The organism is Pedobacter kyungheensis (assembly GCF_000812965.1).
Classification (GTDB): Bacteria; Bacteroidota; Bacteroidia; order Sphingobacteriales; family Sphingobacteriaceae; genus Pedobacter; species Pedobacter kyungheensis.
The window spans coordinates 425,136-447,327 of sequence record NZ_JSYN01000002.1 but is presented as its reverse complement, the minus strand read 5'-3'; the positions used below and the strand labels follow the sequence as shown (position 1 = coordinate 447,327).

The following is a 22,192-nucleotide window of genomic DNA, read 5'->3' as shown; positions in this document are numbered from 1 at the left end:
TTAAGCTATATTACTGTGTATCGAACGTTTTTACTAAACTCTAATCTATTAATAGTGGCACTTACCACACTCTAAACCACCCAATAACGCTGGGGTAATTTTCTCGCCTTTTTTAATTTTTTCGTGCGCTTCGATAACCTTAGCGTAGAAAGCATTGTTTTTCTGACCAGAAATATCTGTTTCTTTATGGCAGTTAATACACCATTTCATGGTTAACGGAGAATACTGATAAATTTCTTCCATCGTATTAACCGGACCGTGACAAGCGAAACAAACAGGTTCATTTGGTTGTAATCCTTTTGCTTGACGAATTGCATCTTCTGCAACTACCACGTGTTGAGAGTGGTTGAAGTAAGCAAAATCAGGTAGATTGTGTACACGTACCCACTCCATTGGTTTCGATTTACTCTCGTCGTATTTCTGTGTTTCAGGATCGTAACCTAAAGCACTGTAGATTTTTTTGATCTCAGGAGAAATCTCGCCATCATATTTATCTCTTGCCTGTACCGCTTTGTGGCAGTTCATACAAACGTTTAATGATGGAATAGATGCATTTTTAGATTTAAATGCTCCAGAGTGGCAATACTGACAATCGATCTGATTGATACCAGCGTGCAGCTCGTGAGAGAATTTAATTGGCTGAACTGGCTGATAACCTGTGTGAACACCGGTATTCCACATACCCATCCAACCGAACGAACCTAAGCAGATAATTAGACACAAGATGAAGAACATTACAAATTTCTTGTTTTTGAACATCTTGCGCACACCTACTTTTAATGGCACATCTTCTTCAATTTCGATACCTTGTTTTTGTAAAATCAAACGCTCTAATAATTTAGATGCGCGACCTAAAATTACAAGGATAACAATAGCTACAATTACAATAGCTACGATACCTGCAATTGATAAACCTGAAGTGGTTTCATCTTTTGGAGCTGCAGCTGCTGCCGCATCGCCAGTTGGCTTTGGCTCGCCTTCTTTAATGTAAGCTAAGATATCTTTTACTTTTGCTTCATCTAACTCAGGGAAAGTAGTCATTGGTACTTTACCATTATCGTTAAATAATTTAACCGCAGCCGGATCGCCTGCAGCAATCATAGCTGCGTTGTTTGGAATCCATTTTAACAGGAACGCTTCAGGGTGACGATCGCTTACTCCAGTTAATGCCGGACCAACAACTTTGTGATCTAACGCGTGACACGAAGAACATTTTGCTTTGAAAAGCGTTCTTCCTTCTTTAGCATCCTGCGCATTTACGGTAGAAACCGCTATTACGGAAATTGCTGAAAACACGAATAACGACTTCCAAACGCTTTTTAAAATCATCGAGATATCTCTCATAATGAACACTTTATACTTATTTAATTTACTTTTTGTTGTGAAATTGATGCCTGAGCCCAGATAGCCCCATCAAAACTTGAACAAAAGTATAACTTATTAATAAATCCCATGACATAATAGTGACTGGAAATACAATTTATAATCATTCTAAACAAATGCTGATTTGAGCCGCTGAGGCAATAAAAATGCCCATTTTCGATACAGAATCTCAAATGGGCATACCAAAAACCAATTTGGTTTATTTATTTCTTGCCATTATTGTTTTAATATCCACGCAAACATTAAGGGTGCTACGATTGTTGCATCACTTTCTACGATAAATTTTGGCGTATGAATATCCAGTTTACCCCAGGTAATTTTTTCGTTTGGCACAGCGCCAGAATATGAGCCGTAAGAAGTGGTCGAATCTGAGATCTGACAGAAATAACTCCAAAAAGGAATATTTTCCATTTCCATATCCTGATATAACATTGGTACTACGCAAATCGGGAAATCGCCGGCAATACCACCGCCAATCTGGAAGAAACCAATTCCTTTACCTTCTGAGTTTTTAACATACCAATCGGCAAGCCAGCCCATATACTCAATACCGCTTTTCATCGTTGTAGCTTTGAATTCGTTTTTGATTACATAAGAAGCAAAGATGTTACCCATAGTCGAATCTTCCCATCCTGGTACCACAATTGGTAAATTCTTTTCAGCCGCAGCCAGCATCCATGAGTTTTTAGGGTCAATTTCATAGTATTGTTCTAAAACGCCACTCAACAACATTTTGTACATAAACTCATGCGGAAAATATCTTTCGCCGGCATCATCTGCATCTTTCCAGATTTTGTGGATGTGTTTCTGCAAACGACGGAAAGCTTCTTCTTCCGGAATACAGGTATCGGTAACGCGGTTATAATGGTTCTCTAACAAATCCCATTCATCCTGCGGACTTAAGTCGCGGTAGTTAGGTACACGTTTATAGTGAGAATGTGCAACCAGGTTCATAATATCCTCTTCTAAATTGGCACCTGTACAAGAAATAATGGCCACTTTATCCTGGCGAATCATTTCAGCAAGTGAAATACCCAATTCTGCAGTACTCATTGCACCGGCAAGTGTGATCATCATTTTTCCACCCTCATCCAAATGCGTTTCGTATCCTTTAGCCGCATCCATCATTGCCGCTGCATTAAAATGGAGGTAATTACGCTCCATAAACTGAGATATTGGTCCTCTAGTATTGCTCATTTCGTTTTGTATTGTTTGCCGCAAAAATAGGTATTTAGGCCGAAAGGTTAAAACGTAAATGCGTTTAGCGTTTGGCAGGCTACGGTTGGCGTTTGTGAACAATACGAATTAGCGTTCTCCTCAGCAATCGTCATCATCACCGTGAGCGGAATCGAAGGATCTTTTTGAGATAACACATATATATAAGGTATACCTTATTTATAAGGAACAATAATCAAGCACCAATTATCAATAACCAATGACCAGAGACTAATGAACCACCTCAGTTTACAGTTGGCAGTTTGCAGTTTGAATTACCAATGAACAAATGACCAATGAACCAATCAGTTTGGAGTTAAGCGTTTGGCGTTTGGAGCCAGTTAACCACTTCAGTTTACAGTTGGCAGTTTGCAGTACTAATGAACAAATGACCAATGAACCAATTAGCTTGGAGTTGAGCGTTTGGCGTTTGGAGACAGTTAACCACTTCAGTTGGCAGTTTGCAGTACCTATGAACAAATGACCAATGAACCAATCAGTTTGGAGTTGGGCGTTTGGCGTTTAGAGTCAGTTAACCAATTTAAACCGTTAACCAATTAACCAACTTATAACTAAATTTCCTTTTCTTTGCACCAATGAAAAAATATTATCTGATTATTTTACTTGCACTTGTTTCAGGAAGCTCTTTTGCACAAATGAAACTGATCAGGAAAATGCTCTCAAACGAAAAAGACACGACACGCAAGGCAAGCTTTTTGCCTTTACCGGCTTTTGGCTATAGTCAGGAAACTGGATTTGAATTTGGTGTTGGCGCTATTTACTCCTTTTATATAGATCGTAAAGATACGCTGAACCGCAGCTCCAATTTCGCACTGAATACCACCTACTCTACCAAAAAGACAGCTAATTTTATGCTTAAAGGCGATATGTGGAGCAAAGGGAATAAATATCACTTCATTGGCGATATCCGTTTTAAAAACCAGCCTTTTAATTTTTATGGTATTGGTAATAACGCCACAAAGGCTGATGAAGATAAATTAGATCAAAGGGTTTTTAAAACACTTTTTGATGCAGAAATGAATACCTTACCCAAAGCCTACACAGGTGTTTCATTGGGTTTTGAAAACTACCACTTTATCGATAAGGAAGCTGGAGGCATTTATACTACTAATCCCCGCATTTTAGATAAAGATGGCGGTTCGGTAGCTTGGATCGGCGTATCGCAAAGTTACGATACCCGCAATAGCAACAATTACCCAACCAAAGGTTTTTTTGGAAGGGCAACCTATCAATACGCCCCTGATTTTTTCGGCGGCGAAAGTTTCAATGGCTCACAAATAAAGCTTGACCTGCGTGGCTTCTTTAGCTTAGCCCCCAAAGTGGTTGTAGGCGTACAGGGATTATATTACACCATACAAAGCAAAAGCACTCCTTTTTATTTGTTACAGCAATTAGGAAACGACCAAATGATGCGCGGCTATTACAGCGGCCGTTACCGCGACGAAAACTTAATGGCAGCACAAGCCGAAATCCGCTACCGCTTTATGAACCGTTTTGGCATTGTAGCTTTTGCAGGTACAGGTAAGGTATTTAGCAATGGTCAGTTTAATGGCGACGGGTTAAAACCAAATTATGGAGTTGGAGGCCGCTACTTTTTTGATCCGGCAAAAGGCCTCAGCGTTAGACTTGATTATGGTATAGGTGAAAAATTACCAAATGAAAAACGCCAAAGCGGCTTTTACATCAGTTTGGCTGAAGCGTTTTAAAAGATGGAACGGGAATGATGTAAGATGGATAATGGAAAAAATCGCAATAGCCAAACCAATCTTACCTCTGCTTAAATGTCTTAGATGGTAAAAAACCATGCTACCCGTTCTGCGCTAATCAGCGAAATCTGCGGGAAACTTCTAAGTCCAGTTCATCTTTAATGTTTTTCCCATCATTAATTGTTTCTCTTTCGCTCCTCCTCATTACCTTGTTTAATTTCTTGTCGCTTAATTTTTTCATTGCCAAAATTATATCGTACCGAAAACCTTAACTGCCAGCTATCGTAATAATTGTGATATACCTGATTAATGCCGTTAATCAAACTGCTAAAACGATAGCGATCTGTTTTTAAAATATCGGTAGCTGCCAGGGCAATTTGCATTTTTTTATTGAGCCATAACGTTTTAAAGCCAATATCCAGATTGTATTGGCTCCTGCTTTTGTTTACCCCATCAACCGTAGGCCAGGCGTACCAGAAACTGATGTCGCCAAGCACAGTTTTCGATTGGTTAAAAATGAACTGGTTTGTACTGGCAAAATAAGCACCTAAGCCTGTTAAACGCTTTAAAGTTTGCGGCAATGCAGAATTAGCTACATTATAAAAAACATCGAGCTGACTGGTGTTCTCCCAAATCTTTAACGGATTAAGCACAATTGAATTGCTGAGCTGATAATGGTAGCCTGTAATAAAATTAACCGGTTTTGATGATTGGGTATTGGAAAGCGCATCTACAAAATTTACATCGTTATAGCCATCGGTGGTTTTGCTAAACGAAAAAGTGGTGGTGAATACCTGTTTGTAAATATGCATCAGGCTTATATTGTTATTGTATGATGGTTTTAAAAACGGATTACCTTCTGTATAAACATATTGGTTGCTGTACCATCGGAAAGGATTGAGTTTGCGATAAGGAGGCCGGTTAATTCGCCGGCCATAATTTACCGACCAAACACTTTCTTCGCTTGCCCGGTAATTAATAAAAGCAGTGGGAAACAACTGGAAATACCGGATCTGATTGCGCTCATTTAACGAAACACCATCAAGCTGCGTATATTCACCACGTAAACCGAATTGAAAATCCCATCGTTTAATAGTTTTACTTGTGTTAAGGTATAACGCCTGCGTATTTTCCCGGTACCTGAATAAATTACTTTGTTTTTCATCCTGGATATAGGTTCCTGCATTGCGTTTAAAAAAGTTAACATCACTCTCATTTTGGATAAAACTGGTTTTTCCACCAAACGATACTTTCAAAAAAGAATAAGGTAAATCGAAATCGGCCTTTAACGTATATAGGGCGATCTGCTGCTTACTGGCCGATAAATACTCGGCAAAAGAACCTGGAATAAGCTGTCCATTGGAGGAATAACTGGTATTATCAAAAAAACGGTTCTTATCATCATTGTACCTAAACCAGTCGGCATTAAATGTAAATGTTTTGCCGCTAGTATCCAGCAATTGTTTTAAATATATACCGGCAGAATGATAATGTGACCTGATTTTGGCATGGGCATTGGAGTTTAGTACTGAATCAATAAGATGTGCTGCTCCAAAAACCGAAGTATTGATCTGCTCTTCTGAATGAAAATTGGTAAGGCCACCAGCATAGGAGGCGCCAACAGTACTTCTTTTCGAAAACTGATAATCGAACCCTAACTGCCCGCTGGGTACTGTTCGAAAATTACGGTCTTTATTTACCACTTCCCACTGCTGCGCAGGATAGTAAATATTACTTTGCTCTACAGGCACTAACGAGCCTTTTCTGAAATTAAGATTGGTATACAGCGTAAGCTTATCTTTGCGATAATTTAAATTACCACCTGCAATAGCCGTAGCATAAGTGGCCTGATTTAATCCGGCATTTACCGAGCCTTTAAAACCATTGCCCAATGCTTTTTTGAGTACAATATTAATTAAGCCATTATTCCCCTGGGCATCATACTTAGCTGGTGGATTGGTTATGATCTCGATTTTTGCAATATTACCCGCCGAAATTGATTTGAGGTAATTTGACAAATCATCGTCCGCTAGCTGCACCAGTTTATCATCGATCATTACACTTACACTCCCCTTCCCTACCAGTGAAACTTTATCGTTTAAAACCCTTACTCCAGGCACTTTTGCCAGCAGTTCGAGTGCATCGGTACCGATAGCTGCTAAACTATTTTCAGCATTGAAAACGGTGCGGTCTATTTTCTGGGTGATTAAGGGTTGTTTAGCCTTTATCACAATCTCACCTAGCCTATTTGTTTCTTCGTTAAGCATTAAGTTGATAACCGTATCTGCCTTAACATTGAAAAGCTCATTTCTACTTACAAAACCAATTGCCGAAATCGTCAAAACATATTTATCCGGTTTTAAATGGCTAAAGTAAAAAGAGCCCAGGCTATCTGTTTGGGTATATTGATTTATCCCATTCCCACCCTTAAGTTTTATTGTGGCAAAAGATAAATAGCTGTGATTAGCCTTAAGTACGTTACCCGAAAGCCTGAACTGAGCATTAACACTTAACCCAATTAAAGTAAATAAAAGGATGCAGTAAATTTTGTTCATCTACAGGCTAAAAATTTCCTCCAGATAACCTGGCTTTCGAAGTTTTAAGATCCAGGTAAATACTATCCGCTGTAATCAGTTTATCAATTTTATCCGAAGAAGCAGTGGCCTTGTTGGCTAAAATTGTATTATTCACTTTATCGTAGGTAATTTTTGAACCTTTAAGCCTAACCCCATTGTATACAACCATAGCGTCTCCAAATAAATATATAATATTTTTGTCTCTCGTCATTTTAACTGAATCTTTAGCACGATATTCTACTTTTGCATCAGCTTCATTAATTGGCTGAGATAAAAGTGCATTTTTTAATTGTTGTTCTAATTCCTGTTTATTTGGTCTTTCTATTTTTCCGCTGCCCGACTTTGCTTTGAAAGTTCCATTTGTAAGATCAAAAACAACAATCGGGGCAGTTAAAGTGGTGCCCTCATCGGATTTCAATACCACATTCCTGGCAATCATTTTGTTATTGAGCTGATCCAATTCTACATATTTTGCCGTTAACCTGCTGTTCAGCAAATCAATTTCGGCATTCTCCATAATAGACACTTTCTGTTTTGCATTGCCTGTCATTTTAGAAAAGGAAATAATTTTAGGAACTATTGCTTTATTCAATGCTGCTCCGTCAGTGTTAATTTCTAAGGTTTTAATGTCTGGCTGTAAAACCAGATTATCCGAATCATACCAAACTTCTGCCTTATTAACTTTTGCCACAAAAGTATCTCCTGCTTTGTACGTTGTTTTTTTCATAATTTCAGGGTTGATGTAAACCCGATATTTTGTTCCATCTGCATTAAGGATAAAACCATCTATACGCGGGTTAACTGCCCCAAAACTATGCAGGCTTTCAATTTTACCAGAAATACTTTGTTTCCCAATCTTAGCAGCCTTTATTTTCAATGCCTTATACTTATCAGAATTCAACCAGGCTTCGTAAGCTCTCCCTAAAGAATCGGATACTTTTTGCCTCGCTGCAATTACCTCATCAGATGGCGTGGCTTTTTTATACTGCAGAATACCTGCTACAATTTTATCGGCAAGTAGAGTCTGTTTACCCTCATCTGTAATGAAATTAAAGTCAGATTTATGGGTTAAGTTTCCCAGTATAATCACAATACCAGGTTTAGCACTGCCATCTATTAATGCATTTTTTGTCGATTGTGGTTTATTGTTAACACTTATCCCCTCAATGTTTCGGATATTTTTATAAATCCAGTAAGTCATCGAGTTGGCCTTTGGTAATTTAAAATCACGTTCATAAGTACCGGAAGTAAAAAACTCAATGCCATTTTTAGTGTTGTTTCGGCCGGCATTTAACTGTAAGGAAATCAAACAATCGCCATTTACAGCTGCTCTTGCTTTAACATCTGGATTTTGGTCGGCTGTACGGGTAAGCACCACCTTTAAACCTTTTGCCTCTGCTGCAGTTTTTATTTTCTGGGCAATGGACAGGGTTAAGTCTTTCTCTTTTTTACCGCCAAACGTAGATCCGTAATCTGTTCCTCCATGAGCGGCGTCAATTACCAGGGTAAATGTTTTTTCCTGAACTGGTTCTTTTACTAAAACCGAGGTTACTTTAACCGTAAAACCCCAAATCAGCAGCAATCCGAGCGGCAACGCCAATAAATAACATAATTTCTTCATACTTCCAGATTTTTGATTGAACAACATTTTAATCCGATCCTTAACCGGGCTTTTAACAAAATTGTGGATCAGCGCATTGTTGGTTTTAGTTACCGCAAGCTGTAGTAACAAACTGGCATAAGCCTGATTGCCGAAACTGGCCGAAGTAATTTCATCAGCTTCATATTCGTGTACTTGCTCCAAAGCCTTATCATACAAATAAATTACCGGGTTAAACCATAACAGTGCTTTAGCAATCATAAGCAGTATCTTATCTGCCGAATGGTACTGCCGGGCGTGCACCTGTTCGTGTTTAAGCAAAACAGCTAAGTCGGCATCGCTGAGTTTATCTCCGTCAATAAACACATAATTAAAGAAAGAGCAATTGGTAAAACCGGTGGTTTTGGTAATCAACTTTAAGCCATCACTGTTTTGGGTGTATTTACGGGCATATTTAAGCAAGCTGAATAACCGCCAAAGGCAAATGAGCAGCAAAACAGCAGCAATAGTACCGTACGCATAAGGAATTAAACTTAACCAATCTATTTCGGGCTTTATCTCCGGTTGATATTCGACCATTATAGGCTGAATAAGTTTTACGGGCTCCTCAGCAGTTTTTACTTCAGGTAAGTTGGTTACAAGATCTGTCTCAGCTGCCACTGCCTCGCGTTTAACCTCGAAATGCAAAGCCGGAATTGCGAAACTCAGCAATATGGTGCCCAGCAGATAAAAGCGGTTAATTTTAAAGAAAGTAAGCTTTCTGAGTACCAGCAGGTAAAAACCGAAAAACAATACCGTACAGACTGTAACTTTAAGCAGATAGGTTAAGGCTTCCATAACTCTGTTTATTTAGCAGCCACGATTAGAAAATTCTACAAATCCATCCAGAATCAGGTTACTCATTCTGCGGATATTTTTTTCCTGACTGATATACTCCAGACTTTTTTGGTCAGCAATATTCCCCATTTCGATCACCACGGCAGGTGCTTTCGATTCGCGTAATAAATAGAGATTGGCTTCCTTTAAAGCACCTCTAACCGGCAGGCCTTCCAGCTTATTGAGTTTACCCAGAATACCTGTTCCAAATTCTTCTGCCAGTTTAATATTCTTGTTTAATTTAGAAACGTATACCTCTACGCCATTAAACGGAACACCTTCTCCAGTTTTTATGCCGGTGCTATGATGAATAGATATAAATGCGGTTACCGGTTGTTTTGGCAAACGATCGTGTAGGGCTAAATACTCGTCTTTCTCTCTGGTAAGGAGTACTTTAATTCCCCTTCTGGCAGCTTCCTCTTTTAAGATTTTAACCGCGCGTAAATTCAGGTCTTTTTCTTTCTGCCCGTCTAAAGCCGTAGGCGACACATCCTTGCCGCCATGGCCTGCATCAACAACCAATACCACTTCTACTTCTTTAAAGGCCCCCGGTGTATTTCGCTTAATAATCAGGTTATCTTTAAGGTAATTCATGGCATAAACATTGGGTTTTCGCGGTGCATCGGATGGAATTTCGGCACCAGCCAGTGTTTTTTCTACAATAATTTCTTTTCTGTTGATAAATGCCATGCAGCAGATCAACAATACAGGCACTATGGCTAAATAAGCCAGCTTTTTAAGCTTTGCATTTGGTTCTTTGTACAACATCATAATTCTATTTTTTAAGGGTAACTTACTGAAGCTATGGGTTGCAAGTTGTTTGGCTGGCATGGCCAGATTGAGCAGCAACGATGCATAAACATTTTTATCGGCTACGCGCGAGGTTTCCCGATCGGCCAGAAATTCGTGGTTATGATCGATGGCATTGCGCCAGAAATAAATAACGGGGTTAAACCAAAGGATGGCTGTTACCAGATTCGCCAATAGCTTATCTAAAGCATGCAGCTGTTTTACATGCACCGACTCGTGCCTGATTACCAGCTCACGTTCGCAGGCAGGGAGAGAAATATCGACGACAATGCGATTAAGGAACGAACAGTTTTTAATAGCCGAGTTTTTACCGACCAGAATAACCGAATCTTCCTCCGCCAACTTGTTTTTACGCAACTGATGCTTAATCCGGATCATCATAAAAACCATCCTGAAAGATAAAAGAATCAAAATAGTGAGGTATGCGCAAATAAGAATCAATTCCCAATTTAAGTTTTGAACCGGCTTTGCACCATTATCTATAAAATCCTGCTCTACAAAGCCATCATTTTTTGCATAAGTAACCTGATTTACTTCTTTATCAGCAGGCACTATTATTTCGCGTGCGTTTTCGATAGTCAAAGCAGGGATAAAAAAACTGAATACGAGCATTAGCAACAGGTAAGCCCTGTTGAGGTTAAAAAATGTTAGCCTGGCCAGCAAAAAATGATAAAGGGCAAAAAACAATGCTGTACATGCCGAAACCTTGAGGAGGTACATTAATATCATGGCCTGCTGTTTTGGTTAATTAACTGTTTAATTTCTTCTATATCTTTTTCACTTAGCTTTTCCTCTTTTACCATAAAAGACAAAAGGCTAGCTGGCGAATTATCAAAATACCCCGAAAACAGCTTGGAAAATGTAGTTTTAGCATATTCATCTTTCCCAATTGCCGGAAAATACTCGTAAGTTTTACCGTAAGCTTTATAGTTTACGTAACCTTTCTTTTCGAGCAAACGCACAATAGACGAAATGGTATTGTATGGTGGTTTCGGCTCTTCATCCAGTTCATCAATAATATCTTTCACAAATGCTTTTTGCAGCTTCCATAAAACCTGCATAATGCGCTCTTCTGCTTTGGTTAATTCTTCCATAACCAAATCTATAACTTATTTTTCAGTTTTACAACTTAAAAATAAGTTATACGACTGAAAAATCAGTTTACAAGAATCAACAATCTCACTATCAATGAAATAAAAATTATCAAAAAGATCAAATAAGAGATTATTCGTTGCAGTAGCAATCCAAAAATAGGATCGTCATTTCGACTGGAGCCAACCGGTTTTCTCCGGGGCGAAATGGAAAAATCTATCTATACAGATTTCTCGACTGCGTTGCACTCCGCTCGAAATGACGATCCCCTTAAAGCTTTCAAGATGACAGGAAAGGAGGAAAATAGATTTTTCCACGTCGCCCTACAGAGGGATGGATAAGCCTCGGTTACTTACTTAAACCCGCAACAGCATTGATGGTAAGTGCTACAATTACCGTATTGAAAATAAAAGCAATTAAACTGTGTAGCAGCGACAGTCTTCTAATGGTACGATCAGAAATTTCGACATCAGAAACCTGGAAAGTCATGCCTAAAACAAAAGAGAAATAGGCAAAATCAATAAAATCAGGTTCATCATCGCCCGGAAACTCCAATCCAGAGCCCCCTTTTTCTGATTTTATTTTACGCTTATCGCCATAGTACAAATGGGCATAACGCATGGTGAAGGTGGTATGCACTAAAAACCACGATAAAAACATGCCGAGTATGGCAATTACCAGATCGAGTGGCTCGATATCTTTATTAATGAGCAACAGCACTACTGCAAGCAAACCGGCAAAGGTAGAAACCACTACAATGGAGAAAATTTCGCCGCGGGTTTCATCCTGCATCCTGGCTTTTAAATGGGTTTCGGCTGCAGAGGTATGAAAAAACATGTACCAGTGGAGGCTAATGAGCACGAGGCAAAAAATATCCCACCCAAACATAATGTGCGTAAGGGCATCCATTTTACAAAGGAGCGATAGCAGGTAAGATGCAATCCCCGAAAAGAGGCTGAGCAGCAAAATAAAGAGTGCCGATCGTTTTTGAATACCTGCTAACTTCGGTTCCTGCATAAAGTTTAAAACTTAAGTTTAAAATGTTCTTTAGCCTGCCCCTTTTTAAAATAAACCAAACCAATCCAAAATAAATCGATGGTTACGGTAACATCAGGGTGGTTTTTAATTTCTGTCCAGGCTTCTTTCATCCCCTGGCTCCAGTAAATATCGTCAAAAATCAGCAATGAATTTTCGTTAACTTTTGGCAGGCACCATTTAAAATAATTCAGTGTGGCGTCTTTCCGGTGGTTTCCATCTATGTAAACGAAATCCAGGCTGGGCTGATGCGCGATAATATCGGGTAAAATTAAGTCGAAATTACCTACATGCAGCTCAATATTGTTTAATCCCAGCGTTTCAAAATTTTGTTTGGCTACTGCTGCAGTTTGCGGGCAGCCCTCAATGGTAATAATTTGAGCATTGGTATCTGTTTTAGCCAGATAGGCGGTAGTAATACCCAGGCAGGTACCGAGTTCGATAGCACTTTTGGGCGCAGTGTGCTTAGTCAGGCGGTAAATGAGTTGGGCTAACCGCGGGCTTTTTAATGCGTTTTTAGCAATCTGGCTTACTTTTTTAGTGCGGTTCTTATTGAGGTGCGACCCCGCGCCGAGATCGGTAACGGTGATTACAGAATCGTCATTAAAAAGTTTTTTTCGCTGCTCCTCTATGTTTTTGTATTCAGATTTGTCCTTAAAATCGTAAATTACCTCATCAGCGAGCTTGTACACAAATGGCGAATGCGTTCCATGCCTGCTTTTTGCTGTGAAACGGTGTTTAAGGTAATCTGTAATAAATTGAAATAGCATAATATTGCAAAAGTAATTAAACACCGCAAACGTATGTATGTTTTATGGAAAATATCGCAGAGATAAGTGCTTTAGTAAAATTGCTGGATGATCCGGATGAGGAAGTGTACCAGCATGTGGAGAAAAAACTGCTGGAATATGGTGGTGAGGTAATCCATTATTTAGAAAATGCATGGGAGCAATCGTTCGACAGCCTGATGCAGGAGCGCATTGAAAATATTGTTCACCAAATCCAGTTTAAAACCGTTAAGGAAGATTTAAACCTTTGGTATTTAAGTGGCGCCTTCGATTTATTGCAGGGTGCACTGATTATAAACCGTTACCAATACCCCGATTTAGACGAACAAAAGGTAATTAATCAGATTGAAGATATTAAAAGGGATATCTGGCTGGGCCTTCAATATGAAATGAGTTCGGTTGAAAAAGTTAAACTGATTAACCACGTTTTATACCAGCAGTATGGTTTTGGTGGAAACACCAAAAACCACCACGATCCGCAAAATTCTTATCTCAGTCAGGTTCTGGAAAGCAAAAAGGGAAACCAGATTTCTTTAGCCATTATTTATTCTACCCTGGCTCAAAAGCTGGATTTACCAGTATACGGCATTAATTTGCCGCAGCATTTTATTTTAGGGTATATAGATGATAGTAAACAGGAAGGCACCGAGTATGGTGTACTTTTTTACATTAACGCCTTTAACCGCGGTAATATTTTTGGCAAACACGATGTTGACCAGTTTTTACGCCAGCTTAACCTCGAAGCTTTGCCCGAATATTACAAACCCTGCAGCAATACCGATATTATTCGCCGCGTAATCAGAAACCTGATTTCGGCTTACGAAAACGCTGGTGCCACCGAAAAGGTAGCCGAACTAAACGAACTACAACAAATCTTAACAGAAAAATAACCCTTAAAACTTCAGCACGTGCATTCTAAAACCGGTAATTTCTTTAAAGCTGGCCTTTTAATGGCATTCATATTCCTGACAGGCAGTTTGAAAGCACAAACACCGGCTAAACCCAATGTAATTGCATATTATACGGGTCGCGGATCTGTTATTGATAGTTTTCCGGTTGAAAAAATAAGTCACCTGATTTATAGTTTCGGGCATTTGAGAGGCGATAGTTTAAATATCCGATCGGCCAAAGATTCGGCTTTAATTTCGAAAATGGTTGAGCTTAAAAAGCGTAATCCCGATTTAAAGGTGATGATTGCACTGGGCGGCTGGGGTGGTTGTGCACCCTGTTCAGAAGTTTTTAGCCGGGCAAACGGCCGGAAAACCTTTGCCAAAACCACTAAAGAAATCCTCGATTTTTTTCATGCCGATGGCATCGACCTCGATTGGGAATATCCGGCAGTAATGGGCTATCCCGGTCACAGATATACGCCGGAAGACAAACATAATTTTACCTTATTGATTAAAGCATTGCGGAATAAACTTGGCAAAAAAGCAGAGATTAGTTTCGCGGCAGGAGGTACACAAAACTGTATCGATTCGTGCTTTGAATGGAATAAGGTAATGCCATTGGTAAACCGGGTTAATATAATGAGTTACGATCTGGTAAGCGGCTATGCAACAGTAAGTGGGCATCATACTCCTCTATATTCAACCACCAAACAACAATTATCTGGCGATTATGCTGTAAAATCGTTAATTGATTTGGGTGTACCCGCAAATAAAATAGCCCTGGGCGCTGCTTTTTATGCTCGGATTTTTGAGAATACAGTAGATGCCAACCAGGGGCTGTATCAGCCTACCAAATTTATCCGTGGTGTTTCTTTTAAAAACTTTAAAACCACTTTTACCGAAGCCGAAGGTTATACTTATTATTGGGATGAGGCAGCTAAATCGCCTTATTACTACAATACTAAAAATATGCAACTGGTTACTTTCGACGATCCTAAATCAATTGATTTAAAAACCAGGTACGTAATTGATAAAAAACTAAATGGTATTATGTTCTGGGAGCTTACCGATGATGCTTATAGCAATGGTTTACTGGATGTTATCGATAAAACGATGAAGGGGATTTAAACTTCAAATCAATCTTGAATAAAGGAATTTACACCAACTTAATTACCTTAATTTCTTAATGATGTAAAGAAAAAGATTTAATCTTCTTTACTTCCACATTAATTATTTAGCTCAGCACTAACGCGAAGCACCAAAGCTCACTGCCCAATAGTTTTGAGCCATACCCACACCTGCTTCTTTACTTTTGGCATCCATCATGGCCTTACAATGGCTTGTGCTGTTTTTCCATGCAGCTACTACCTCATCAGCCTTGCTATAACCTTTGGCTAAATTTTCGGCTATGAATTCGCCAGTATAGCCGGCATTTATTACGCGTTCTTCGGGTGTACCGCCTTCTGGAGATAAATGGTCGAAATAGTTTTTTTGTGCCATGTCTTTTGCATGTGCAGTGGCTGCAGCCTGCAGGCTCATATTTACAGATAACGGCGGTACAGGCGGCATGTATATTGTACCACAGTTACAGCCGCTCTGCCGCAACAGATTAATTTTACCAACCAGCAATACAACCTCATTTTTGGGCTCAGTCAGCTCATCTTTTTTGCACTGCACCAATGCAATACCCAACAGCAAAAACCAAAAGATTATCAGCCAGTTTTTCATTTCAATTACTTGGAAAAAAGGAGGAAACATGGTGTTTCCTCCCGTATGCATTAATGGTTATTTAAAAAGCCCGTTCTCTACCCAGGTAAATATTTCTTGCAGTATACAAGGTATTGCCACCCGGACCAGGAGATCCGCTATCGCCTTCCATTTGCATATTGATGATTAGCCACATGGGTTTATTTACCGAATTGCTCATGGTATGCTTAGCTACCCAAACATTATCAATATAATAATGGCAATCTACATCGGTTGCACTCACTTTGTTGTACCAGCATTTGTAATTGTGATAGGAGCCCGCATTAGAAACCGCAGAAAGCTTGTTTTCCCAACCACCATCGTAAGTGTTTTGCCAGTTGGTACTGCTACCCTTAAATTCCATAATATCGCTTTCAGGCGGCCACGAATTAACACCGGTAATCCAGAAAGCGGGCCAGGTACCTTTTACAGTTGGCACAGCAAAATCTCCTGATATGGTGTAACTCGGAAACTGATCATTAATTACCACCTGCTGTTTGGCATGGCAAGCTCCAGAATTATACCAGATGGCTACATTGGTAAAACCATTGGCTGTACTGTTGCCGGGCGAGGTAGCCAAACGGGTTGCCTTAATGGTAAGTACACCACCGCTTAACGAGATTTGGTTATGGTTTGAAGTGCTACCTACCATGCGTGCCGAACCGTTATGATCGGTACCCCAGGGGTAATTGTAATTCCATTGCGCTTCGAAATTAGCGTAGCTGGCAAAAGAATTGCCATCAATTAAGGTTTCCCAGGCTTTAACCTGGCCATGTTCTGGTTCAACCTGGGCTTTATCTTTTTTACAAGATAAAAGCGCCGTACACATGCATACCAATAGCAGGCACCATTTCATTGTTTCTTTTCTCATCTTTTTTTGATTTAGGTAAATATTTGGTTAATTGTAAAGACTTCACTCATGATCTTAACCAGATAAAAACCTGAAAAACAACAAGATTCACAGCTAAACAACTATTAACCTGCTTGCATGCTAGTTCAGTAAATTTGGTTAGATCATTTGCAACGAACGGGATAAATGCGGACGTGCTTGTAAGCAAAGCTATACAGACAAGCCATAAAAAATGAGGGCCTAAATCGTAAAAATAGAGTGGTAAAATGGGCCTTTTTAACCAATTTCCTAAATAAAACATGAAACCATCGCCAGCGATACGGGCTTGCATGCTTACTATAAACGCAAAAGCCCGATCACAAGCATTATGATCGGGCTTTGTATGAACGTATTAAAATCTATTTACAGTTGTAAGTTAAACTTAAAGATGCTAAAGACTCATCGGCTACACTTCCACCCATTTTAGTTTGATTTTTGATCACAATTGAAGTTGCATTACCCTTACCATCAAAAGTATAAGTATATTCCTCTGTATCAACACTAGCCATGTTACTGGAACTTGTAACTGATTTTTTAAGCACATTTTTAGATGCTTTACCGAAATAATTTCCCGGAATATAATCTACAAAAGCCGAAAGTGGGTCAACCAGCTCATAAGCATTTACCGCAACTTCACCAGAATATTCATAAGTGGTTGTTTCAACACTTCCATCTGTGGTATAGGTTACTTTGGTTTGAGTTAAATTACCGCCAGTATAACTAAGTTCGGCAGTAGAATTAAGGCTATTTCCTAAATAGCTTTTAATTACCGTTAAATAACCATCAGCGTTATAAGTGTAGGTTCTCGTAGCACTTACCCCAGGAAAGAAATCAGACATATAACCGGATACCGCTCGTCCGTTTGATAATGTAAGTTCTGTCTTTTCACCACTTTCGAGGGTTCCGGTAATTTTTGTAGCAGCATAGGTATAAACCATTGTTTCGCCATCACTGGTTGCGCTAACTAATTTACCGGAAGCATCGTATTTATAACTGATTGAAAACTCGCCCAATGTACCAAGATCAGTTTTTAAACTGGCCAGCTTACAGCCATTTCCGTTGGGATCGGGAAATGCATTCCAGTTAATTTCTTTTTTACAACTTGCTATAGCGAGGATAGCAACAAGAGATACCATCAGGTATTTTATCGTTTTTTGCATGGTGTTTTAAATCAAGAGGTTAAAATATCCGGCAAAGATATTAAAATTTCTCTTTCTTTATCCAGTTGCTCAATAAGTTAAACCAATCTACATCCGAAGTTTTATTAATGAGGCCAAATCCATGTCCGCCGTTTTCGTATAAATAAATATCAGTATCAACATGATTAGCCTTTAATGCTTCATTCATTAAAACACTATTGGCATAAGGTACGGTTTTATCATCTTTGGCATGCACAAAGAAAACAGGAGGTGTTTTCTTGTTCACATTTTTATTGGCCGAGAAATAATGTTTCAGATCATCAGCAGGGTTAGGTCCTAAAAGGTTTTTCATGGTACCGGTATGCACTGATTCTTCGAAGCTGATTACCGGGTAAATTAAAGCTGCGAAGCTGGGTTTCAGATTTATTTTTTCGGGATTGGCTATTTTAAGATCGTTATAATGTGCTACCAGCGTAGAGGCAAAATGCCCACCTGCCGAAAAGCCCATGATACCAACTTTGTTAGCTTTAATCCCGTATTTTTTTGCATTTTTCTTCACCAGGTAAATGGCCTGCTGGGCATCCTGTAAAGGGCCATAGGTTTTATCGACCATAATTTCGTCGCTCGGCAAACGGTATTTTAACACAAAAGCCGTAATACCAATTGCATTAAAACGCTTGGCAACATCGGTTCCTTCGTGACTAAAAGCCAAAGCACCATAACCACCCCCCGGACAAATAATTACAGCTGTTCCGGTTGCAATTTCTTTTGGCGCGACAAAAACCGTCATAGTAGGTACCGATACTTTGGTAATACTCAGCGTACCATTGCTACGCACTTCGGTATTTTCCATATAATCGGCCGGGGCTGGTTTCGCGCCAGGGATTTCACCAGCATAAAGGGGTATAATTTCTTGTGCTTTTGCCTTGCTGATACAAAAAGTTATCATTAAAATTAAGACTACCTTACTCATAAAAAGATAAATTATTAGGATTAATACAGTTTAATTCGCTTACTCTAACAAAATCTTTATTATTATCTGCTATAAGTGTGAGGCCGTTAACTAAACAAGTTGCTGCAATCAAGGCATCGGGCAACTTCAAATTATAATTTTTTCTAATCCTTATTGTTTCCGCTATAATTCCATCTTCTAGTCCTAAAACTATTGAATTTGACACAAATGTTTGATATATGATTATATCCTGGGGATTTGTAGGCTTCCAAACCAAAAGTTCTATTTCTGAAATAAATGACAAAATGCATTCCACATCAACCAAGTCATCCATAAATCTTAAACCATCAGACGGGAATGTTCCGTTTAAGTATTTTATAGCTGCTGATGTATCAATTAAATATCTCTTTGCCATTCTCCGCGCAGATCGTTTAATTGATTATCAATAGCCTTTTCATCCATCTGGCTTTTTATCTTACCACGAAGAGTAGATGTTTTGTTATTGTTCTTAATTACCTTTATCAGATTCAATTCTTCTAACTCTTTCAAAAGCTTATAGGCTTTTTGATTGGTTAATTCTATTGTCAAGGTATTTATCATAAGGATGTTATTTATCACTAATCAAATATACAAAAACTTAAAATTAGCTGGAACGGGTATTCAAATTTAAAACTCCATTAAATATGCTTTCAAAAAGTCGTTGATATCGCCATTTAAAACCGCATCAGGGTTAGAAGTCTGGTAGTTGGTACGGTGGTCTTTCACGCGTCTGTCGTCCAAAACATAACTTCTGATCTGCGAGCCCCACTCTATCTTTTTCTTCGATCCTTCTACTGCTGCAATGGCTTCGTTACGCTTACGTTCTTCTATTTCGAACAACTGCGATTTAAGTAAACGGATGGCATTTTCTTTATTCTGCAACTGCGAGCGCGACTCCTGGTTTTTAATTATGATGCCCGATGGTTTGTGGTATAAACGTACTGCGGTTTCAACTTTGTTTACGTTTTGTCCGCCGGCACCACCAGCCCTAAAAGTTTCAAATTCAATATCTGCAGGGTTAATGTCAATCTGAATGGTATCATCAACCAAAGGATAAACATATACCGAAGCAAAGGAAGTATGTCTCCTGGCATTCGAATCAAAAGGCGATATCCGCACCAGTCGGTGAACACCATTTTCGCCTTTGAGGTAGCCATAAGAAAAATCGCCATCAAACTGAAGTGTTACCGACTTAATACCGGCAATCTCTCCTTCCTGACTATCCTGCTCAGTAATTTTATAGCCGTTTTTTTCGCCCCACATCAGGTACATCCGCATCAGCATATAGGCCCAGTCGCAACTTTCGGTACCACCGGCACCCGCAGTAATTTGCATTACCGCCGAAAGCTGATCTTCTTTGCTCCGCAGCATATTTTTAAGCTCGAGATCTTCTACAGCTTGTTTGCTGATTTCGAATTGGTCTTTCATCTCAGCTTCTGAAGCATCGCCTGATTGGAAAAAATCGAACATAACAGCTGCATCCTCAACCGCATTATGGGTTTGGTTAAAGCCATCTGTCCACTTTTTCTTTGCACTTATTTCAGCAAGAATTTTCTCTGCTTTTTTAGGATCATCCCAGAAATCGGGCGCCATGGTTAATTTTTCTTCTTCGCGAATGGCGTAAAGTAGCTCATCAACGTCAAAGATACCTCCTTAGAGACGTTACTCTGTCTCTTAAATCCTGAATCTGTTCTTTGGTCATGAAACAAATATAGCAACTTTTTGATCTCTCTTTTACAGCACCTAAATATTACGTTCACTTTTGATGTGATTCTTCACTCTGTTTTGAGTGACAAATTCCTAAAAAAATCGTCATTCCCGCGCATGCGGGAATCTCAAGGCTTAAGCATTACGATTATTCATAAGCTCTCTCTTTTTCAAAGGCATTCATGAGCACTACGTGATTCCCAATCAAGTTGGGAATGACGATCCCGTTAAGTGTTTGACACTTGGAACCAGTTAACCAGTTTGAACAATTAACCAGTTAACCCATAAAACAGTTTACAATAGGCAGTTTGCAGTTCCTAATGAACAAATGACGATTGAACCAATTACTTCTTCATGCCCATATAATCTAGCGTTAGGTTAGCCAGTAACTTCACACCTAAAACAAATCCACTTTCATCCAGGTAAAAATCGGGTGTATGGTGCGATGGGGCTTTTAAAGGATCTTTCCCTTTTGGCATCCCGCCTAAAAACACAAACAAGCCTGGTACTTTTTCCTGAAAGAAAGAAAAATCTTCGGCACCAGTAACCGGTGGTTTTAACTTTACATGTTCTTTCCCTGCTGTTAACTGCATACTGGGTAACATTTTTTCGGTAAGCGCAATATTGTTGAAGGTAACCGGATAATGGTTACTGTATGGGATTTTTACTATGGCAGTTGCGCCACCCGCTTCGGCTGTTTTGGTCGCAATGGTTTTAATCCGCTCAATAAACATCGCCTCATCTTCTTTGCTAAAATTGCGAACAGTGCCCAGCATTTCTACCTTTTCGGGAATAATGTTAGAGCGTACACCACCATTAATTGCGCCAATGGTAACCACACCAGGATTCTCGGTTACATTTAAATTGCGGCTAACAATGGTTTGCAGGTTATTGATGATCTGCGCCGATATAACGACAGGATCGATACTACTCCAGGGATATGCACCATGGGCCTGCCTGCCCGTAACGGTAATCTTCATATCGTTTACTGCTGCCATTGTACCACCCGGACGATAAGTTACATCGCCAACCTCAGTTTGCGAATTGATATGCAGACCAAAAATTACATCAACTTTCGGATTTTCTAAAACACCCTCTTTAATCATCAGCGCAGCTCCGCCTTCCTCCCCTTCCGGTACGCCCTCCTCTGCAGGTTGAAAAATGAATTTCACCGTACCCTGAATATCTTTTTGCATACCGGCCAGCACCTCTGCAACGCCCATTAAAATAGCCATGTGGCTATCATGCCCACAGGCATGCATTACACCTACTTCCTGCCCGTTATACTGCGTTTTTACTTTTGATGCAAATGGCACATCAACCCGTTCGGCAACAGGCAAGCCATCCATATCGGCACGGAGTGCCACAACCGGTCCCGGTTTTCCACCTTTCAAAATCCCCACTACTCCTGTTTTGGCTACTCCTGTGGTTACTTTAATGCCTAACGACTCGAGGTGTTTGGCAATAATACCTGCTGTTCGCACTTCAGTATTACCCAATTCAGGGTGTTCGTGAAAATCACGCCGCCAGTTAATTACTTTCTGCTCTAGCGCATCGGCTTTTTTAGCAACGACAGGGCGTAATGCTGTAGTTTGGGCAGCTGCATTTAAGGCAAATAACGAAAGGCCAATCAGGTAAAGTTTTTTCATGAAATCAAGAATTTAGGTTTAGTTGCCCTAAGCTAATCAATTTTAAGTAGAGCTGGCATGGAAACAAACACAAAAGCCA

19 protein-coding genes are annotated in these 22,192 nt (G+C 39.6%); 3 read left to right on the top strand and 16 right to left on the bottom strand.

The window, feature by feature from the left end; all coding sequences use genetic code 11:
- Positions 1-48: 48 nt before the first annotated feature.
- Together OC25_RS02860 and OC25_RS02855 are read right to left on the bottom strand one after the other, a co-directional pair.
- Positions 49-1,344, bottom strand: coding sequence for a c-type cytochrome (locus tag OC25_RS02860; protein WP_039471443.1), 1,296 nt, complete (start codon positions 1,342-1,344; stop codon positions 49-51).
- Between the two features lie 255 nt (positions 1,345-1,599).
- Entirely contained in the window at positions 1,600-2,580 is a 981-nt protein-coding gene (locus OC25_RS02855) for a deoxyhypusine synthase family protein (protein ID WP_039471440.1), read from the bottom strand.
- 614 nt (positions 2,581-3,194) lie between these two features.
- Here OC25_RS02855 and OC25_RS02845 point away from each other — a divergent pair.
- A complete protein-coding gene (locus OC25_RS02845) occupies positions 3,195-4,325 on the top strand; it encodes a BamA/TamA family outer membrane protein (protein ID WP_039471436.1) in 1,131 nt (376 codons plus the stop codon).
- A gap of 176 nt (positions 4,326-4,501) precedes the next feature.
- On the opposite strand, the gene OC25_RS02840 is transcribed toward OC25_RS02845, so the two are convergent.
- The 6 genes from OC25_RS02840 to OC25_RS02815 form a co-directional block, all read right to left on the bottom strand.
- Positions 4,502-6,880: an outer membrane beta-barrel protein gene (locus tag OC25_RS02840; RefSeq protein ID WP_039471434.1), complete on the bottom strand. Its 2,379-nt coding sequence runs from the start codon at positions 6,878-6,880 to the stop codon at positions 4,502-4,504.
- A 7-nt stretch (positions 6,881-6,887) separates the two neighbouring features.
- Positions 6,888-9,338, bottom strand: coding sequence for an N-acetylmuramoyl-L-alanine amidase (locus OC25_RS02835; RefSeq protein WP_039471431.1), 2,451 nt, complete (start codon positions 9,336-9,338; stop codon positions 6,888-6,890).
- 12 nt (positions 9,339-9,350) lie between these two features.
- Positions 9,351-10,916 carry an N-acetylmuramoyl-L-alanine amidase gene (locus tag OC25_RS02830; protein ID WP_039471429.1) on the bottom strand — a complete coding sequence of 522 codons (1,566 nt, stop codon included), beginning with the start codon at positions 10,914-10,916 and terminating at the stop codon, positions 9,351-9,353.
- Positions 10,913-11,281, bottom strand: coding sequence for a BlaI/MecI/CopY family transcriptional regulator (locus OC25_RS02825; RefSeq protein WP_039471428.1), 369 nt, complete (start codon positions 11,279-11,281; stop codon positions 10,913-10,915). Before OC25_RS02825 ends, OC25_RS02830 begins: the two co-directional genes overlap by 4 nt.
- Before the next feature lie 346 nt (positions 11,282-11,627).
- On the bottom strand, positions 11,628-12,296 hold the full coding sequence (locus tag OC25_RS02820; RefSeq protein WP_039471426.1) for a DUF1345 domain-containing protein: 669 nt from the start codon (positions 12,294-12,296) through the stop codon (positions 11,628-11,630).
- A gap of 5 nt (positions 12,297-12,301) precedes the next feature.
- The gene (locus tag OC25_RS02815; protein WP_039471423.1) at positions 12,302-13,084 is read right to left on the bottom strand and encodes an O-methyltransferase; all 783 of its coding nucleotides are present in this window, start codon (positions 13,082-13,084) and stop codon (positions 12,302-12,304) included.
- A gap of 44 nt (positions 13,085-13,128) precedes the next feature.
- On the opposite strand from OC25_RS02815, the gene OC25_RS02810 reads away from it, so the two are divergent.
- Both OC25_RS02810 and OC25_RS02805 read left to right on the top strand, forming a co-directional pair.
- Positions 13,129-13,992, top strand: coding sequence for a transglutaminase-like domain-containing protein (locus tag OC25_RS02810; protein WP_039471421.1), 864 nt, complete (start codon positions 13,129-13,131; stop codon positions 13,990-13,992).
- Between the two features lie 60 nt (positions 13,993-14,052).
- The gene (locus OC25_RS02805; RefSeq protein WP_039471420.1) at positions 14,053-15,120 is read left to right on the top strand and encodes a glycoside hydrolase family 18 protein; all 1,068 of its coding nucleotides are present in this window, start codon (positions 14,053-14,055) and stop codon (positions 15,118-15,120) included.
- Between the two features lie 117 nt (positions 15,121-15,237).
- Here the strand turns inward: OC25_RS02805 and OC25_RS02800 are convergent, their stop codons facing one another.
- The 8 genes from OC25_RS02800 to OC25_RS02760 form a co-directional block, all read right to left on the bottom strand.
- Positions 15,238-15,771, bottom strand: coding sequence for a CAP domain-containing protein (locus OC25_RS02800; RefSeq protein ID WP_052265908.1), 534 nt, complete (start codon positions 15,769-15,771; stop codon positions 15,238-15,240).
- 10 nt (positions 15,772-15,781) lie between these two features.
- Complete coding sequence (locus OC25_RS02795; protein ID WP_039471418.1) at positions 15,782-16,609, bottom strand: glycoside hydrolase family 16 protein; 828 nt, start codon at positions 16,607-16,609, stop codon at positions 15,782-15,784.
- Between the two features lie 377 nt (positions 16,610-16,986).
- Entirely contained in the window at positions 16,987-17,787 is an 801-nt protein-coding gene (locus OC25_RS02785; protein ID WP_039471413.1) for a DUF4595 domain-containing protein, read from the bottom strand.
- 40 nt (positions 17,788-17,827) lie between these two features.
- On the bottom strand, positions 17,828-18,739 hold the full coding sequence (locus tag OC25_RS02780; RefSeq protein WP_039471412.1) for an alpha/beta hydrolase: 912 nt from the start codon (positions 18,737-18,739) through the stop codon (positions 17,828-17,830).
- A complete protein-coding gene (locus OC25_RS02775; RefSeq protein ID WP_039471410.1) occupies positions 18,732-19,133 on the bottom strand; it encodes a type II toxin-antitoxin system VapC family toxin in 402 nt (133 codons plus the stop codon). Before OC25_RS02775 ends, OC25_RS02780 begins: the two co-directional genes overlap by 8 nt.
- Positions 19,115-19,318 (bottom strand): hypothetical protein, encoded by a 204-nt coding sequence (locus tag OC25_RS02770; RefSeq protein WP_245221870.1) that lies wholly within the window; start codon positions 19,316-19,318, stop codon positions 19,115-19,117. Before OC25_RS02770 ends, OC25_RS02775 begins: the two co-directional genes overlap by 19 nt.
- Before the next feature lie 66 nt (positions 19,319-19,384).
- A protein-coding gene (gene prfB, locus OC25_RS02765; protein WP_156131375.1) for a peptide chain release factor 2 occupies positions 19,385-20,459 on the bottom strand; the annotation gives its coding sequence in 2 pieces (ribosomal slippage) (positions 19,385-20,398 and positions 20,400-20,459; 1,074 coding nt in all).
- Positions 20,460-20,808: 349 nt separating this feature from the next.
- Positions 20,809-22,113: an amidohydrolase gene (locus tag OC25_RS02760; RefSeq protein ID WP_039471408.1), complete on the bottom strand. Its 1,305-nt coding sequence runs from the start codon at positions 22,111-22,113 to the stop codon at positions 20,809-20,811.
- Between the last annotated feature and the right edge of the window lie 79 nt (positions 22,114-22,192).

Coding starts and splice junctions, on each gene's coding strand:
- OC25_RS02830 (WP_039471429.1), bottom strand. CDS start 10,916: ATGATATTAATGTACCTCCTCAAGGTTTCGGCATGTACAGCATTGTTT.
- OC25_RS02780 (WP_039471412.1), bottom strand. CDS start 18,739: ATGAGTAAGGTAGTCTTAATTTTAATGATAACTTTTTGTATCAGCAAG.
- OC25_RS02820 (WP_039471426.1), bottom strand. CDS start 12,296: ATGCAGGAACCGAAGTTAGCAGGTATTCAAAAACGATCGGCACTCTTT.
- OC25_RS02835 (WP_039471431.1), bottom strand. CDS start 9,338: ATGGAAGCCTTAACCTATCTGCTTAAAGTTACAGTCTGTACGGTATTG.
- OC25_RS02760 (WP_039471408.1), bottom strand. CDS start 22,113: ATGAAAAAACTTTACCTGATTGGCCTTTCGTTATTTGCCTTAAATGCA.
- OC25_RS02785 (WP_039471413.1), bottom strand. CDS start 17,787: ATGCAAAAAACGATAAAATACCTGATGGTATCTCTTGTTGCTATCCTC.
- OC25_RS02770 (WP_245221870.1), bottom strand. CDS start 19,318: ATGATAAATACCTTGACAATAGAATTAACCAATCAAAAAGCCTATAAG.
- OC25_RS02795 (WP_039471418.1), bottom strand. CDS start 16,609: ATGAGAAAAGAAACAATGAAATGGTGCCTGCTATTGGTATGCATGTGT.
- OC25_RS02845 (WP_039471436.1), top strand. CDS start 3,195: ATGAAAAAATATTATCTGATTATTTTACTTGCACTTGTTTCAGGAAGC.
- OC25_RS02840 (WP_039471434.1), bottom strand. CDS start 6,880: ATGAACAAAATTTACTGCATCCTTTTATTTACTTTAATTGGGTTAAGT.
- OC25_RS02775 (WP_039471410.1), bottom strand. CDS start 19,133: ATGGCAAAGAGATATTTAATTGATACATCAGCAGCTATAAAATACTTA.
- OC25_RS02815 (WP_039471423.1), bottom strand. CDS start 13,084: ATGCTATTTCAATTTATTACAGATTACCTTAAACACCGTTTCACAGCA.
- OC25_RS02855 (WP_039471440.1), bottom strand. CDS start 2,580: ATGAGCAATACTAGAGGACCAATATCTCAGTTTATGGAGCGTAATTAC.
- OC25_RS02825 (WP_039471428.1), bottom strand. CDS start 11,281: ATGGAAGAATTAACCAAAGCAGAAGAGCGCATTATGCAGGTTTTATGG.
- OC25_RS02805 (WP_039471420.1), top strand. CDS start 14,053: ATGGCATTCATATTCCTGACAGGCAGTTTGAAAGCACAAACACCGGCT.
- OC25_RS02800 (WP_052265908.1), bottom strand. CDS start 15,771: ATGCATACGGGAGGAAACACCATGTTTCCTCCTTTTTTCCAAGTAATT.
- OC25_RS02810 (WP_039471421.1), top strand. CDS start 13,129: ATGGAAAATATCGCAGAGATAAGTGCTTTAGTAAAATTGCTGGATGAT.
- OC25_RS02860 (WP_039471443.1), bottom strand. CDS start 1,344: ATGAGAGATATCTCGATGATTTTAAAAAGCGTTTGGAAGTCGTTATTC.